Origin of the sequence: Oceanobacillus aidingensis, from assembly GCF_042654105.1 — a bacterium.
GTDB lineage: Bacteria > Bacillota > Bacilli > Bacillales > Amphibacillaceae > Oceanobacillus > Oceanobacillus oncorhynchi.
Window position 1 is genome coordinate 48,758 of record NZ_JBHSFT010000012.1, and the last position, 17,234, is coordinate 65,991.

Annotated in this window: 12 protein-coding genes; 3 read left to right on the forward strand and 9 right to left on the reverse strand. The window is 39.5% G+C overall.

Annotated elements, in window-relative coordinates:
* Positions 1 to 251 precede the first annotated feature (251 nt).
* The 3 genes from ACFO3P_RS08725 (at position 252) to ACFO3P_RS08735 (ending at position 2,328) form a co-directional block, all read left to right on the forward strand.
* Positions 252 to 725: a DUF1307 domain-containing protein gene (locus ACFO3P_RS08725; protein ID WP_042531600.1), complete on the forward strand. Its 474-nt coding sequence runs from the start codon at positions 252 to 254 to the stop codon at positions 723 to 725.
* 1 nt (position 726) lies between these two features.
* Entirely contained in the window at positions 727 to 1,326 is a 600-nt protein-coding gene (locus tag ACFO3P_RS08730; RefSeq protein WP_379542361.1) for a DUF1307 domain-containing protein, read from the forward strand.
* Positions 1,327 to 1,866: 540 nt separating this feature from the next.
* On the forward strand, positions 1,867 to 2,328 hold the full coding sequence (locus ACFO3P_RS08735; RefSeq protein ID WP_042531596.1) for a DUF1307 domain-containing protein: 462 nt from the start codon (positions 1,867 to 1,869) through the stop codon (positions 2,326 to 2,328).
* Between the two features lie 52 nt (positions 2,329 to 2,380).
* Here the strand turns inward: ACFO3P_RS08735 and ACFO3P_RS08740 are convergent, their stop codons facing one another.
* The 9 genes from ACFO3P_RS08740 to ACFO3P_RS08780 form a co-directional block, all read right to left on the reverse strand.
* Positions 2,381 to 4,210, reverse strand: a complete 1,830-nt coding sequence (locus ACFO3P_RS08740; RefSeq protein ID WP_042531593.1) for a glycoside hydrolase family 13 protein — start codon at positions 4,208 to 4,210, stop codon at positions 2,381 to 2,383.
* A 4-nt stretch (positions 4,211 to 4,214) separates the two neighbouring features.
* A complete protein-coding gene (locus ACFO3P_RS08745) occupies positions 4,215 to 6,635 on the reverse strand; it encodes a glycogen/starch/alpha-glucan phosphorylase (protein ID WP_042531591.1) in 2,421 nt (806 codons plus the stop codon).
* Positions 6,636 to 6,835: 200 nt separating this feature from the next.
* Positions 6,836 to 8,266 (reverse strand): glycogen synthase GlgA, encoded by a 1,431-nt coding sequence (glgA, locus tag ACFO3P_RS08750; protein ID WP_193062782.1) that lies wholly within the window; start codon positions 8,264 to 8,266, stop codon positions 6,836 to 6,838.
* A 10-nt stretch (positions 8,267 to 8,276) separates the two neighbouring features.
* Positions 8,277 to 9,449 carry a glucose-1-phosphate adenylyltransferase subunit GlgD gene (glgD, locus tag ACFO3P_RS08755; RefSeq protein WP_042531586.1) on the reverse strand — a complete coding sequence of 391 codons (1,173 nt, stop codon included), beginning with the start codon at positions 9,447 to 9,449 and terminating at the stop codon, positions 8,277 to 8,279.
* Positions 9,439 to 10,581, reverse strand: a complete 1,143-nt coding sequence (locus tag ACFO3P_RS08760; RefSeq protein WP_042531584.1) for a glucose-1-phosphate adenylyltransferase — start codon at positions 10,579 to 10,581, stop codon at positions 9,439 to 9,441. Before ACFO3P_RS08760 ends, glgD begins: the two co-directional genes overlap by 11 nt.
* Before the next feature lie 150 nt (positions 10,582 to 10,731).
* Positions 10,732 to 12,660, reverse strand: a complete 1,929-nt coding sequence (gene glgB / locus ACFO3P_RS08765; RefSeq protein ID WP_042531582.1) for a 1,4-alpha-glucan branching protein GlgB — start codon at positions 12,658 to 12,660, stop codon at positions 10,732 to 10,734.
* A 124-nt stretch (positions 12,661 to 12,784) separates the two neighbouring features.
* Positions 12,785 to 14,518: a phospho-sugar mutase gene (locus ACFO3P_RS08770; protein ID WP_289584734.1), complete on the reverse strand. Its 1,734-nt coding sequence runs from the start codon at positions 14,516 to 14,518 to the stop codon at positions 12,785 to 12,787.
* Positions 14,519 to 15,461: 943 nt separating this feature from the next.
* On the reverse strand, positions 15,462 to 16,673 hold the full coding sequence (locus ACFO3P_RS08775) for an MFS transporter (protein WP_289584733.1): 1,212 nt from the start codon (positions 16,671 to 16,673) through the stop codon (positions 15,462 to 15,464).
* On the reverse strand, positions 16,666 to 17,097 hold the full coding sequence (locus tag ACFO3P_RS08780; protein WP_042531576.1) for a MarR family winged helix-turn-helix transcriptional regulator: 432 nt from the start codon (positions 17,095 to 17,097) through the stop codon (positions 16,666 to 16,668). The genes ACFO3P_RS08775 and ACFO3P_RS08780 overlap by 8 nt, the downstream gene beginning before the upstream one ends.
* Between the last annotated feature and the right edge of the window lie 137 nt (positions 17,098 to 17,234).

The following is a 17,234-nucleotide window of genomic DNA, read 5'->3' on the forward strand; positions in this document are numbered from 1 at the left end:
TCCTTTGACGGAAGTTTCACTGAAAATAGTTCATGATAAAGTAAAGCTTATCCCAGCCTCTAAACCGCTAAATCCAGTAATATCCAAAACAAACCAAATTTCATAATGAACATCCAAAAAAAGCAAATAAAACCTACTTCAAGCGCAGGATAATAGTCTAATTCTTTATTTTTTATCCAATTTGCTTTGACTTTGACTGTTTAATTCGGTACGCTAATTTTACAAATAAATAGATTGGGGCAAATTTCATAATGAAAAAAAGAATTTTTAGAATTACCGGATTATTATTTTTATTTATTGCTATAGCTGGACTAATGGCTTGCGGGAACGAAGAAACAGTAACACTTCAAGGGGAACAAATGGGAATGACCATGGAAGTAACCATGGATGCAAAAGATGATGAAATGACAAAACAAACGGTTAAAGCTAACATTCCTTATTCTATGGTAGGTGCCGCTTCACAGGAAGAAGCAGAATCGATGGATGAGCTTTTCCGTTCAGAATTTGAACCATTTGAGGATATCGATGGCATCGAATTTGATTTGGATTATGGTGAAGAAGAATTAACTCAAACAATTTCTGTTGATTTAACTGTTGCCGATATTGAAGAAATCAACAGTATTCCTGGCGCTAGTTTCCCAGACACTGGAGACGATGAGTATATTAGTCTGGAAGAAACAGTGAGCGATTTTGAAGAGCAAGGATTTGAAGTAGTAGAAGAATAGTTTGAGAGTAAAACCGTACCCGGAGGTACGGTTTTCGTTTGACTTTAATCGTTTAATTCGGTACGATGGCAACTGTATTAAAAAATGGATAGGAGCAATGACATGGATAGGAGCAATGACACAGATGAAAAAGAAAAATTTCAGAATTACTGGACTATTAGTTTTATTGATTGCTATTTTTGGATTGGCAGCATGCGGATCTAACGAAACGGTAACGCTTCAAGGAGAAGAAATGGGGCAGCAGCAGGAAATTACATTAGAGGCAAAGGGCGATGAAGTTCAATCCATGGCAGCTGAAATGACCATACCATATGCCTTAATCGGAGTCGAGTCAAAGGAAGAAGCAGAGTCTATGGATGAGATGCTTCAATCCGAATTTGAGGATGCAAATGAAGCAGATGGTGTAGAGGTTGAACTTACTTATGAAGAAGAAGAAATTGTGGTAGCCATCAATATCGATCTGACAACAGCTGGCCCAGAAGAACTGAACACGCTTGGCTTCGGTATCGATGAAGATGCTTTTGATGAGGAAGATTTAAGCTTAGAAAAAATGGTCAGCGAATTGGAAGATAACGGTTTAGAAGTAGTAGAAGAAGAATAGGAAGAAAGTAAAGCCGTATCTGAGCGCAGATACGGCTTTATTTTTATCTTTCCACTATTTTTACTAGTCTATTATTCACGAATTTCGATTTTGACTTTCCTATTCTAATTCGATACGATTAGCTTAATTACTCAACTTTCGCACCTAAGAATAAGCAAATATATCTTATATTCCAAGATGAACATGTTCTTCATTACCATGCTTGCATTTTGGTGAGGTGTTTTCCATGTACAGAATATCCTACTAGCGGAGGAAAAACACGGAGACTCCTATGGGAAAGCGCAATGTTCTTCGGTGGGGCGAGTAATCGCAGTCCCAGTGGGAAGACCCCGCAGAAAAAAGCGAACTTCTTTTTTTGAGGAGGCTGAGCGCAAGCCCATGGAAAGCGTAGTGTTTTTCCGCAGCGGTGCTTTACACTTCACCTTCTGTTCTTTGTCAAGGGTGTTATCGAAGGAACGATTGACTCCTGTTTCTATAGAGATAAAGTTACTTTTAATGTGCGAAAGTTGAGTTAATTACATAAGAATAGGAGAAACAAAGATGATACAGAATAATAACTTTAAAATGACCGGTTTTTTCGTCTTGTTGATTTCCTTTCTCACCTTGGCTGCCTGCAGCTCCGAACAGGAAACCGTAACATATAAATTAGAGGAAGACAATAATTCGATCGAAACAACCTTTGTAGCTGATGATGGAGAAATCATTGAACAATCCAGTCAGAGCATCACCTCTTATGATAGTATCCGAGGCATTGAATCAAAAGAGGATGCAGAGGCGCTTCTTGTCCCTTCTGCTGAACCATTACAAGGGATTGAGGGGCTGGAATATAGCCTCGCTTTTGAAGAAGATCATTTCACTGAAACAATTACCATTGATTTCGCCGTGGTAGATATTTCAGAGCTGCCGGGGCTTGATGAACTGCTAGAAAATGAAGAAGGGAATTTAAATTTGGATGATGCGGTAGAAACCTTGGAAGAACAAGGCTTTGAAAAGGTAGATTAATAACTTTAAAAGCAGGCTGTATCGAGACAGCCTGCTTTTATTAAATACACAACTATATTTTTCCTGTTACAAAGAAATCACTTTTTCCGTCTATCGTGACATCCTTCAAAATACCCTTTATCACTTCCTCGGTTAATGGTACTTTCCGCAAGAAGTGAAGCTTATCAGCATGACAGGTCTTTTCTTCATCATGCGGATTAATCATATAAATGGTATATTCCTCATCTGTAAAACGAAGCATTCCTAACATATCATCGGTATGAAAAAGAACAAAATCACCGTATTTTAACGTACTGTTTTGTTTTCTTTCCGTAATCCACCTTTGACAATGCTTGAAAATATCCTGGTCGATATCCTCCCATGGGAAGAATTTACGGTTATCGGGGTCCTGTTCTCCTGTCACACCAGCTTCATCCCCATAATAAATACAAGGAATTCCCGGAGCAATCAATAAAAAGCTCAGCGCAAGCTTCAGCCTTGCCTTATCCTCTCCAAGAAATGTATAGATTCGTTTCGTATCATGTGTCCCGATATTATTTAAATTATTAAAAAGAATATCCTTGGGATAATTTTCGTGAAGCTGCGTTAATCGCTGACAGAGCTCTTTTGGCGTTTTTTCTAATTGCAGCAGATCTAAGACCGTGTTTCGGAACGGATAGTTCATTACACCATGCAAATGATTTCCCAGGATATATTGCCTACGTTCGTCATAAGAAATCTTATTTGATGCGTCCTCCCAAACCTCGCCAATCAGCACTTTTTCTGGATATTGTTCCAGCTTATGACGGATGCCGGCAATAAATTCATCCGGGAGCTCATCAGCTACATCTAAACGCCATCCATCTACACCCAGTTTGCTCCATTTATCAATTACACTGCCGTCATCCTGATAAATATAATCTTGAAATTCTTTATTAAACTTATCCACTTCCGGCAGGTCATCAATCCCCCACCACGACGCATACTTATTCGGATAGTCAGTGAATGTAAACCAGGGATAATACGGACTCTCTTGATTTCGGCAGGCTCCCTCATCCTCTCCATACGTACCATCATAGTTGAAATAAATGCTATTTCTTCCTACATGGCTGAATACGCCGTCCAAAATGACATGAATGCCTTCCGCATGCAACTTTTCTATGATTTCTTTAAATAGCTTCTCATCACCGAGCATTGGATCGATTTTCATATAATCTGCCGTATCATAACGGTGATTACTTGCTGCTTGGAAAATGGGATTCAGATATATGGCATTGATTCCTAAATCCTTCAGGTAAGGTATCTTTTGCCGGATTCCTTCTAAATTCCCGCCGTAAAAATCCCAACGGAGAATCTCTCCTTTTTGACCGCGCACATACAGCGGTGTATCACGCGTATCCCCATATAGGAAACTATTCCGCTTTGGCGCATTTACTTGCCCGTCTGGATTGCCATTATAAAAGCGGTCAGGAAAAATCTGATAAAAAACAGCCTCCCGATACCAATCCGGTGTATTTTCTTCTTTTTCAAAGCAGGTCAGCTGGTAAGGAATCACCTCATGCAGATTATGATATAGTTTCCCTTCCCCTTTTACAGATGACGCACCCCAAAAAGCAGACATTTCCTCCCCTTTATCATCCTTCCACTTCACAGCAAAATAGTAAAAATAGAGACCCTTTCCTTCATGAGGCGCATAGCTATAAGAGAAACGATTATCGCCTATACCCTTCATTAAATAAGCTTTTTCATCATGCGCCCCATTTTCTTTTCGAACCATAAATTGTACTTCGCTTCTATGACTTTCATGGACATCCACTTGAAAGGTAATCTTTTCGTTCGGCTGTACCGCTCCAAATGGTTTTTTATAATCGCTTATCCATGAATTATAATAAACATGTGGCATAATACTATCCTTTCTCAGTAACAAATGAATCTTTTGACTCGATTTTCCAAATATCCTCTGCATAACGGCTGACCGTCTCATCAGAGGAGAATCTGCCGGCATTCGCAATATTGATGAGGCTCATTTTCTGCCAGAAGGTTTGATCTCCATAAGCTTTATCAATTTCTTCCTGCGCTTCTACATAAGAATCAAAGTCGCGCAGCAGGAAGTACTCATCATTATATTTTATGAGGGAATCAAAAATTTCACGTCCTTCATAAACAATGTTTGGAATCGTACCATCAATAAATGCATTTAATACACGGCGGATAACGGCATTTTCATCATATAGCCTTTGGGCGGAGTACTCCTGATTCTCATAATATTCATAAACCTCTTTCTCGGTGAGACCGAAGATATAAATATTATCATCGCCGACTGCATCTCTGATTTCAACATTAGCGCCATCCAGCGTCGCAAGTGTAATCGCACCATTCAGCATCAGCTTCATATTACTCGTACCCGAAGCTTCCTTTGATGCAAGGGAAATCTGCTCACTGACGTCTGCTGCGGGGATAATTTTCTCTGCTAGGCTGACATTGTAATTTGGCAGGAAAACAATTTTAATCCGGTCTTTGATATCCGGGTCATTATTAATTAGATTCGCTGTTTCATTAATACATTTAATAATTACTTTGGCATAATGATAGCTTGGCGCTGCCTTTGCCCCGAAAATAAACACACGCTTTTGCATTTCTAAGCTTGGATTTTCTTTTAAATCCTGATACAGCTTAATAATATGCAATAGATTTAACAGCTGACGTTTATAGGCATGCAGTCTTTTAATCTGCACATCAAAAATGGCATCTGCGGAAACCTCAATATCTGTTGTTCCCAAAATATAATCAGCTAATTTTTGTTTATTTATTTTCTTTGCTTCTGCCAGTTTCTCTAAAACGGCCTGATCCGATTGATAGTTCCTCAGTAATTTCAAATCGCCAGAATCCTGTCTCCATGTCTTTCCAATCGTTTCATCTAACACGTTTGACATCGGTTCATTCACAATTTGTGACCATCTGCGCTGTGCAATTCCATTCGTCTTATTATTAAACCGGTCGGGATAAATAATATAGAAATCATGCAGAACAACTGATTTGAGCAAATCAGAATGCAATTTGGCCACACCATTTGTACTATGGCTGCCAATAATAGATAAGTGCGCCATATGTACCTGCCCGTTACGGATAATCCGCGTACGTTCTACTAAATCATGCGGGTGCAGCTCCTGCATCGTCTGCACATAACGTGCATCGATTTCTTCCATAATTTGATACATCCGCGGCAATGTGCGCTGCATTAAATCAATGGACCATTTCTCTAATGCTTCCGCCATAATGGTATGGTTCGTATAACTCATTACTTTTACAGTAATATCCCAGGCCTGTTCCCAGGACAATTCTTCTTCATCAATCAAAATCCGCATCATCTCCGGCACGCATAAAGCAGGATGTGTATCATTGATATGGATAGAAACATATTCGCTGAGCTTGGAAATCGGTTTTTGAAACCACTTTTTATAATGACGGATAATACTTTGGATGCCTGCTGACACAAAGAAATATTCCTGTGTTAAACGGATTAAGCGTCCCTGCTCATTGGAATCATCCGGATAAAGAACAGCTGTTAAATCCTCCAATTCTCTGCGTCCCTGAATACTTTGGTATTTATCCTCTTCCGAATCAGGAATCTCTACTGCCCAGAGCCGTAGTGTGTTGACAACATTATTTTCATAGCCTACCATCCCGGTATCGTAAGGAACGGCCCGGAGAACTCTTTCATTCTCATACACCGGCTTTAATTTCCCATCGTTTGTCTCTGCTAAATAAACATGCCCGCCGACACGGACATCTACCGCTTTACTTTCTCTGCGAACTTCCCAGATATTCCCGCTCTGCAGCCACTCATCCGGAAGCTCTACCTGGTATCCATCTACGAAGCGTTGTTTAAAAAGCCCATAGTCATACCGGATGCCATTTCCGTTACCTGGAAATCCGCCAGATGCGATCGAATCCATAAAACAGGAAGCCAATCGTCCAAGGCCACCGTTTCCTAATGCCATATCCTTTTCCACTTCTGCCAGATCATCTAAATGAATACCAAGATCCGTTAAAGCCTCTCTTGCAGTGTCCAATATTCCCAGATTCAATAAATTACTTTTCAGCATTCTGCCAGGTAAAAATTCAATGGAAAAATAATAAACCTGTTTTTTATTTTTATCCACATAATACTTCCATGTATCTCTCCATGCATCCGAATAACGTGCTTTTACCAGCGCTCCTAATGTATAGAAAATCTCTTGCTCGCTTGCGTCCTCCAATTCCATTGCATAATTCTCTCTCAGTCTCTGTTTCAATTCTTCTTTGAAAATTTCCTTATCTAAAGCCATGTATTAAGCTCCTTCTCTGCATTATCTAAGTTTAGCTTAAAGTTCTTCTTCCCTGAAAATGTAATTACACACTACATTTTAGGGAAGAAGCTGCTCATCTCACTTAAACCGATGCGTTTATGTTTTGGGCCTATAAGAAGGTGTTCAAAAAACTCAATAACATGCATTATTTCTTGAGCTCTTTGAACACACACCGCTTCCTATAAAATTTCTTTATAAAGCAAATAGTACTGCTCACTGGACGTCTCCCAGCTGAAGTCCTGTACCATTGCAGACTGAATCAGGCTGTCCCATACATCCTTCTCTTCCTGATAGACATGGATTGCTTTTTTCAATGCTTCCATCATGTAGTATGGTGTAAATAAGGAGAAGCCAAACCCTGTCCCTGTTTTTTCAATCGGATTATATGGTTCTACCGTATCTTTCAATCCGCCTATTTCATGAACCACCGGCAACGTGCCATACCGCATGGAAATCAGCTGTGATAATCCACATGGCTCGAATTTTGAAGGCATCAGGAAGATATCCGCGCCGGCATAAATCTTTTGAGCCAGTGTTACATCGAATGTAATGTTCACTGCGCACTTATTTGGATACCATTCAGAAATCAGCTGGAATGGATGCTCTAAGGCTGGATCTCCGGTCCCTAACAGAACAAACTGGACATCATATTGTAATAGATTCTCCAGCTCTTCCAAAACAAGATGAAAACCCTTCTGATGTGTCAGACGGCTGACCACCGCAATGACCGGAACATCCTTCTTCACAGGAAGTCCCATTCGTTCCTGCAATTCTTGCTTACACTCTTTTTTGCCTGATAAGTCAGCGGAAGAATAGGTAGACTTGAGCGCCAGATCTGTTTCCGGATTATTTATCTCATAGTCTATCCCGTTCACAATACCTGACAGCTTTCCCTGCTCCTGTCTGAGAATGCCTTCTAAGCCATTGCCAAATTCAGCAGTCTGGATTTCTCTTGCATAAGAATGGCTGACCGTATTTACTCTGTCTGCATATACAATACCCGACTTCAGAAAATTAATGTCATCTTTGAAGCGAATGGTACCATCATGATATTTTCTGTCGCCGACTCCGAATAAATCAGACAGCACTTCCGGGTGATACCGACCTTGAAACTCAATATTATGAATGGTCAGCACGGTTCGAATGTTTTGATATGCTTCAATCCAATGATATTTTTCTTTTAAGAGAAATGGTACCATTGCTGTATGAAAATCATGTACATGAAGGATATCCGGAATATAATCAACTGCCTCCATCATTTCAATCAGAGCCATCTGAAAGAAAGCAAAGCGTTCCCCATCATCATAAAAACCATATAAATCATCGCGGTCAAAATAGTAGAGATTATCGATAAAATAATAGGTGACATGATCCATTTTTAAACGTTCGATTCCACAAAATTGACTTCTCCAGCCGACGTCTATCGAGAAGGACGTCACATGCTCTAAGTTCTCTCTATATGCAGCCGGCATTTTTTTGTGAAGCGGCAGTACAACTGCCACTTCCACATCTTTTTTTGCTAATTCTTTCGGGAGTGCACCAATAACGTCTCCGAGTCCGCCTGTTTTGAAAAACGGTGCACACTCTGCACTAGCAAATAATAATTTCATATTTTTCCTCCTATCTCTCTATATCGCCAACTGCTACCCCATTCGCAAGGATATCATTGGTTACGTGCTGATATTTTTCAATGACTACCGGATTTTCTCTTGTCCCTATTATTTGTACCCCTGGATCCACAACAACTTCCTTATCCAAGATAGCGTTTTGCACCCTGGCTCCGGCACATATTTTTGCACTTGGCATAATGATTGAATCGATGATTTCTGTCCCTTTATCTATCACTGTTCCACGAGAAATAGAGGATCCTTCTACTTTTCCTTCAATGATACATCCTGTTGCAAATTGGCTGTTATTCACCTCAGAAGACTCTGAGTAATAGGTTGGAACTTCATTTTTTAATTTTGTATATATTTTTTGATTAGAATAGAGAAGCGAACTGAATTTTTGCTGGTTCAGCATATCAAGTGATGCATTATAGTATGAATTGATATCAAAAATATTACTTAAATAACCCGTATGCTCGTAGGTAGAGCTTTTTACGGTATGGATTTTTTTACGCAGAAAATCTTGGATATCCGCGGGAGTTCCTTCCTGCTGTCCTTCTTTTAATTCCCGAATCAGCCAATCTGTCTGGACGATATAAATATCCATGCAGAGATTCTCCTGCTCGGATGTCTGCAAATGCTCCATATATGGGCGCACTTCGGTAATTTGGCCATTATCTGTCAGAGATAATACAGCATCTGTCTGGCATATTTTTTCAGATTCTACCTTTTTATAAACTACCGTCATTTCATTGTTTTGCTGCTGGTGAATTTTTAAAACAGCTCGCAAGTCGATATTACAAATCATTTTACTGCTCATATAAACCGTATACTCTGATTTTGATTTTTCAAGATAGTCGATCAGCGGACGATAATAGCTTTGGTTATGTGCTTTTAATTTCAAAAAGTCTTGATAGAGGTGGATAAAGAAACGATTATGCACGCCGTCTAAATTCCATTCTTTCCCTCCGCCGATATGATCAAATACAGATTGTGTTTCTCCTTCATTAAAAATCATATAAACCGTATTTATATTCGCATTGACAATGCTGGAAAGCGGAAAATCAATCAGTCTGTATTTACAAGCAAACGGCAAGGTTGCCAGTGGTCTCTCATTTGTTAATGGAAGTAAAGCATTATAGCGTTGAATATTCCCTAAAACCGCACAAATTTTATTAGCCCTCATCCATCGTCACTCCAATCACTTCAGAATAGCCTACTACGCCGACCTCTTCCGTTCCGTCAATTACTGTATTGTCACCCACGACCGCTCCTTCTCCAATAATTGCCCGATGGATGGTTACGTCCCTGCCGATACTTGCTCCCGGCATAATAAAACTATCCGTTATTTTCGAGCCTTCTTTTACCTGCACATCATTCGATAGAATACTATTTTCAATCTGCCCAGCTACATAGCATCCATCAACGATTAGAGAGTCTGTCACCGAAGCGGTATCTGTTAAAAAGTTTGGCGGTGAAATTGTATTTCTGGAATAGACACGCCATGATTTATCCCGGATATCCAGATTCATTTCAGGATTAATAAATTCCATGTTTGCTTCCCAGAGCGAATCAATGGTTCCAACATCCTTCCAATATCCAGCAAATCGGTAGACAAATACATTCTCCCCGCCTTCTAAATAAGAGGGTATAACGTGCTTGCCAAAATCCAGCATATGGTCATCTTTGGAATAGCTGCTTAACAGCACCTCCCGTAACCGGCTCCAGTCAAAAATGTAAATTCCCATCGAGGCCAGGTTACTTTTAGGATTTTCCGGTTTTTCTTCAAATTCTATAATCCGGTCATTTTCGTCTGTATTCATAATTCCGAAACGAGATGCTTCTTTTTCAGGGACTTCCAGCACGGCAACTGTTAAAGAAGCTTCATTTGCTTTGTGTGTCTCAAGCATCTCTTCATAATCCATCTTATAAATATGGTCTCCTGATAATACAAGTAAATATTCGGGGTTCATCTCATCGATATAAGCAATATTCTGGTAAATCGCATGTGCAGTTCCTTCAAACCATTTACCGCCTTCTGAACCAGCATAAGGCTGAAGAATCGTGACGCCGGAATTAATTCCATCCAGCCCCCAGCTTGTCCCATTGTCTACGTGGTTATTTAAAGCGAGTGGCTGATATTGGGTGACTACACCCACATTTTTAATCCCAGAGTTGGCACAATTACTTAATGTGAAATCAATAATACGATATCTTCCTCCAAAAGGAACAGCTGGTTTAGCGATATTTTTTGTCAGTTTTCCTAATCGCGATCCCTTACCTCCTGCAAGAATCATTGCTAGCATCTCATTTTTCATATATTCGGTGAAAGCAGCCTTTCACCTGTCCCCCTTTCGATTACTTCTTCAAAAATTTACGTTAAAAAGTAAAACCTGGTGTGTTTCTATAATATATTTTTAGAGGATACAAAAAATTCCAATAAAAATGATATTTCCCATGATGAAAAATTACTTAGCAGATGGACGTTTTCTTGGTATTTTTATTTTATCAGGCTGTAAGATCAACGCTCCCAATGCCGGTACAACCGTTTTAATACGATAAGGATATTCCTTAAAAGGAACTTCCTCCGTTAATTGGTCAGGATTATGCTCTTTCCACGTCCCGCCGAATTCTTGCATTTCTGTATTCCAAATTTCCTTGTAGCTCCCTTGGTATGGAACACCAATCGGAAAATCCTGACGCTCTACAGGGGTCATATTTAAAATAATAATCAGAAAATCCTTTTTTTTCTTACTTTTCCGGATAAAACTAAGAACCGAATCATTTCGATTGTCGGCATCGATAATTGAAATCGTGTCATAGCTTTCCTCCAGTTCCCATAATGCCGGCTGTTCTTTATACAAAGCATTTAAACTAGTAGTAAAATGCTGCATGCTGTTGTTCATTGGATCATCTAAATCACGCCATTCCAATCCTTCATCGTACTTCCACTCTAAGAATTGTCCCCATTCACTTCCCATGAATAAAAGCTTTTTTCCAGGATGAGCAATCATATACGTATATAAATTACGCAATTGCGAAAATTGTTTATACCTGTCTCCCCACATCTTATGCATTAAACTCCTTTTTCCATGTACAACTTCATCATGAGAAAGCGGAAGGATATAGTTTTCCTGCATCATATACATAAAGGAGAAGGTGATTAAGTTAAAATGGTCCTTCCGAAAAGCTGGATCCATTTTATAAAAGTCCAGCACATCATTCATCCAGCCCATGTTCCATTTATAATCAAAGCCCAATGCGCCTGATTCAATTAATCCAGTAATCTGTGTGTCAGATGAACTCTCCTCCGCAATCATAATCACTTCCGGATGAGCCAGCTTGACAACTGCATTCAGCTTTTGCAGGAAGTAGTATCCTTCATAGTTACGATTCCCGCCTTCATGGTTCGGTTCCCAAGGCCCATCGTCATAATCTAAATAAAGCATACTGGAAACCGCATCGACACGTATTCCATCAATATGGTACATTTCTAACCAGAATAGAGCACTGGAGATTAGAAATGATTGTACCTCTGGTTTACCTAAATCGAAATTAACAGAGCCCCAGCGAATATTTGCTGCCCGATCCGGATTCTCATATTCAAATTGAGGTGTGCCGTCATATTTCGGAAGAGCATCATCATTAATACAGCAGTGACCGGGGACCCAGTCCACAAATACTCCTATATTTTCCTTATGACATGCTTCCACAAAATCTTGAAATTCTTCCGGCTTGCCGTAATAAGAGCTTAAAGCAAAATAACCTATCAATTGATATCCCCAAGACGCCCCGAGAGGATGCTCCATTAACGGCATAAATTCAATATGGGTATATCCCATTTTCTTGACATATGGAATTAATTCTTCCTTTAAATCCGCAAAGGAGTAAGGCGTCCCGTCCTCATGATGCTTCCAGGAACTGGCATGTACCTCATAGATATTTATGGGACGCTGAAAGAAATTAGAACGCTTCTTTCTCCCGTACCATAAACCATCCTTCCATTTTTTCTCCGGAACATGATGAATCACAGCTGCATTATCCGGACGCTTCTCAAATGCAATGGCAAATGGATCAATTTTATAAACTACTCTGCCGTCTGCCTGACGCACCTTGTATTTATACAAATCATTCTCGGAAGGCTTGCCGGTGAACACTTCCCAATAGCCATATACTTCATTTTTTTCCATTGGCAAGGATTCGTCCCAGTCATTAAACGTTCCTACCAACCATATCTGCTGTGCATTCGGAGCCCAGACACGGAAGACAAATCCTGTCTCCCCGTCCTGGTCTTCCTGGTGATATCCGAAAACATGCTGACTATAAAAGTTCTCACCCGAGTGAAATCTTTTTATTGCATCTTCTGTTTCCAATTCCAAATACTCATTCGTTTGCATTTCTTCATTCACCACCTATTGAAGTGCGTGTTCAAAAAGCTGCCGATGCTTTCGATTACTCCCCTCATCGAAAGGAGCTGATGATTTTTGAACATCCTCTTGAAGCTTGTCCCTGAAGTGATTTTCAGCTGGTTACATTGGTTATTTCCGAAATAGCTGCTGAAAAGGCTTTGATTTTTTCTTCAGCCGCTTCTTCACTCCCAGCTTTAACACCGATATAAAACTTGATTTTAGGCTCTGTTCCGGAAGGGCGTGCAGCTATCCAGCTTTCGTCTTCCAAGAAATATTTCAATACGTCTGAGGGCGGCGTGTTCAACGCAGTTACGGAACCATCTGCATGTACTTTTTCCTGTAATTTATAATCCTCTGTGCTGACAACCTTTATCCCTCCAAAAGTTATCGGAGATTCTTCACGAAGCTGTCTCATTAAGGAAGCTATTTTCGCCGAACCTTCTAAACCGCTCATGGTAATAGAAATTGTTTTTTCCTGATAATAGCCATATTCCTCAAAAATCGTTTGTAATGCGTCGTAAAGGTTTTCGCCCTTTTGCTTGTAGAAAGCAGCTACTTCGGCAATCAACACCAGCGCCTGAATGGCATCTTTATCTCTGACAAAGGGTTTTACCAGATAACCATAGCTTTCTTCAAAACCAAACAGAAATGTCTGCGAGCCGTCCTCTTGATATGCCTGAATTTTTTCAGCGATAAATTTAAAGCCTGTCAGTACATTAACCATTTTAGTTTGATAATTTTCAGCAATAGCAGTGGAAAGCTCGCTGGAAACAATTGATTTCAATGCCACTGCATTGTCTGGCAGTGTACCATCATCTTTTCGCGCTTTTAAAATATAATCCAGCATCAAGGCTCCAATTTGATTACCGCTGAGAACTCTATAGGTTTCGTCCGGCAGCTTCACAGCAACACCTAAGCGGTCCGCATCCGGGTCTGTTGCCACCAGCAAATCAGCACCGTCTTTTTCCCCCAGGGAAATCGCATATTCAAATGCAGAGTGTTCCTCCGGGTTAGGAGATTTGACAGTCGTAAAATCCGGATCAGCAATACTTTGCTCAGGGACGAAAGAAAATCCTGTAAATCCTGCTTGCTCCAACGCTTTTTCACCAAGCATTTTTCCGGCGCCATGCAGCGGTGTAAAAACAAGCTTTAAATCTTTTCCTTCTTTCGCTACCAGCTCTCTATTAATCGTTACTGTATCTACTTCCTGTAAATAGGCATCATCCACTTCTTTTCCGATAATTGTCAGAAGCCCTTTTTCTTTCGCTTCTTCTTCGGATAATACATCTATTTGCAGCGGATTTTCTACAGAACGGACATATGATGTTAAAGCATCCGCATCTTTCGGCGGCATTTGTCCACCGCTCTCTCCATAAATTTTGTAGCCATTATAATTTGCAGGATTATGGGATGCCGTGATCATAATGCCGGTAAATGTATTTAAATGTCTCACCGCAAAGGAGAGCTCCGGTGTCGGACGCAATGATTCGAATACATAGGACGGAATCCCGTGGTTTGCGAGTGTTCTTGCTGCTTCTAACGCAAACTCAGGAGACTTATGTCTGGAATCATAGGCAATCGCCACTCCCCTTTTTTTATCCTCTTCTGACTGACTTTCCATAAATCGGGCCAGACCTTCTGTAGCTTGTCTCACCGTATAAATGTTCATCCGATTGATGCCCGGGCCCAATATTCCGCGCATACCCGCAGTTCCAAATTCTAAAGGGTGTGAGAAAGCATCTTCCAATTCTGTTTCATTGTTTAAAAGACTCTCTAATTCTGTTTTTAGTTCTCTATCCAGAGTCTCTTCATTCTTCCATTGTTCATAGGTATCTTGATATGACATAAACATGCCCCCTTCTACATTAAAATCTATGATCTTACTGCCAAGTAACAGTAACTCTATATTCCTGCGCAGACAAATAAAATTGATATAAAAAAACATCGCTGTAACCCATCATTATATATTGCATATATATGGAATGGTTCTATGTTATAAATTGATAACACATGACTGCGATGTTTTTATTTACGTTTATATAATAAATGTCTCTTAAAATATAGTCTATTCTATTGTCTGCTGCTGTTACTTTCACTTTTATTTACGTTCTAGATGAAATAACTAAATTTTCTAAAATCTGATTTTGAAAACCAACTTATCATATAACTAGAATCTATTCATTTTTATATAGCAGTAAGAAGGTTACTTGAGTTCATTATACTATAGATCCTTACATAATTATACATTGAATTTAAGAAAAAGGAGTAAAGTTCATATTATTATCATAATCCATTGGAATCAATTTACTTTTATTATCTTACATAACAGCAACCGACTTTTATCGTATATTTTCTACAAATTTTCACAGTACACTTAAAACATTTTTCGCCAAAATCTATCGTTGACAAATTCGATGTCATTATGGTTTTTAGCAGCCGTCTCAAAAATACTAGATATTAACTCAACTTTCGCACCTAAGAATAAGCATATATATCTTGCTATTCCAGGGTGAACATGTTCTCCATTACCGTGCTTGCATTTTGGTGAACTATCCGGCCATTTTGAAATTGGTGATGGTGCATAGCTCCGCTCCGGACAACCACTCCGCTTTCCGCCGCAGCGGCGCTTTACACTTCGCCTTCTATATCTTTGTCAAGGGTGTTATCAAAGGAATGATCAACTCCTGTTTCTATGGAAATGAAGTTACTTTTTAATGTGTGAAAGTTGAGATATTAATGTAAAAAACCTTCATTCCAAAAAGAGTCTCTTTTTGGAATGAAGGTTCTTTTTATTTATATGCTAATGCTTGCTTTTGAGCAGAAGCGGCTTTTTTGCCATGTAAAATGGTATACAGCCCTGCTGTTACAAGTACAACCAGGCCTAACACTATATAAAGCGTGCTAAACCCAATGGCTGGCGCAATAAATCCGAGGATATATGGTCCAAAGCCTAATCCTCCATCTAAAAAGATGAAGAAAGTAGATGTTGCCAGCCCCATCCGATGCGGGGGCGTCAGTTTGACTGCAATCGCCTGTGTACAGGATTGCATATTACCAAAACCAAGGCCAATCAATACACCCGCTAATAATAGTGTAAAGCTGCTATGTGCAAACCCTAAAACAATCATACCAATCGTAAACAGGACAAATGCAGGATACATTACAATATTTGACCCTTTTAAATCAATTAAACGGCCAGTAAAAGGACGGGAAAGTAATACAGCAATGGAATAAACAAGGAAGAATACACTTGCTGCGCTTACCAAATCCAGTTCTATCGCATAGGAATTAAGGAAAGACAGCACACTGGAGTAGCAAAGAGCTAAAATCAATGTGATAATTGCAATCGGCACAGCTCTAGGCTCTACAAATTGAGCAATAAAATGCTTTTCTTCCTCTTTTTCTATCTCTTTTTCCGCTTTTGTTTCCTCAATAACCGGGATTTTCACAAAAAAGACTGTAAAGAAACTGATAACACCAATTGCTAAACAGAGCCCAAAAATTCCTTTCATGCTGGTATGCTGACTCATATACAGACCGACAAACGGTCCTAATGCAGTAGATAAGGTCGCACTCATACTATAATAGCCGATTCCCTCTCCCTTGCGTGCTGCCGGAATGATCTGCGCTACAATCGTACCCGTTGCCGTACTTCCAAAACCAAGTCCAATCCCATGAATAAATCGGTTAAAGAGTAAAAAGCCGATACCAAAATTAAAGAAATATAAAGATGTAGCTACAATAAATATAATAACCCCGATAAACAGTGTTTTTTTCTGACCAAATTTTTCAATATAACGACCAATAAACAGGCGTCCAATCAGTGCACCGACAATAAAAATCCCGACTACTAGTCCGGATTGACTTGCAGTTGCATTAAATTCTTCTGCTGCGTATACTCCCATCACAACGACAAGCAGATAAAAAACAAGTGTTAATAAAAAATTAACTGCGGACACAATAATAAAATCTTTTGTCCATAACTTCGATTCACTACTCACTACGAAACCCTTCTTTACTTAAAATATTATCTTGGATTTTCATTAAAAATTGAAAAGCAATTTGCTTCTCTTCTTCTGTCAACCCTTCGGAAATGCTATGCTCTAATGCCGTAATCTCTTCTCTGCATACTTGATAGACACGCTTTCCTTCCGAGGTCAGCTCAATAATTTTTTCTCTGCGGTTGGTACTTGGTACTTCCTTAATCAGGCCAGATTCCTGCAGGCGACGAACCCGCCTGGTAATACCCGGTTTTTCTACTTGATAATAATTGGAAATATCAACGAGCGTTGAAGTACCGCTATCCTTTAAATAAACAATAACCTGCCACAGGGAATAAGAAAGCTGATATTTTTCTAAAAGGTCATTCAAATGTTTCATTAACAACCGGTGTGTACGTATATAATGCCGAAATAATCCTTCCATTTGCTAACCTCCACACATAATTAACAAGAGTAACTATTAACCTAGGTAACTATACATTTTATTACTGAAATTGTCAAGGGGGGATTGGATAAAAAATAATGGCTCTCCTTGTTTGGAAAGCCATTATTTTTGTCCGT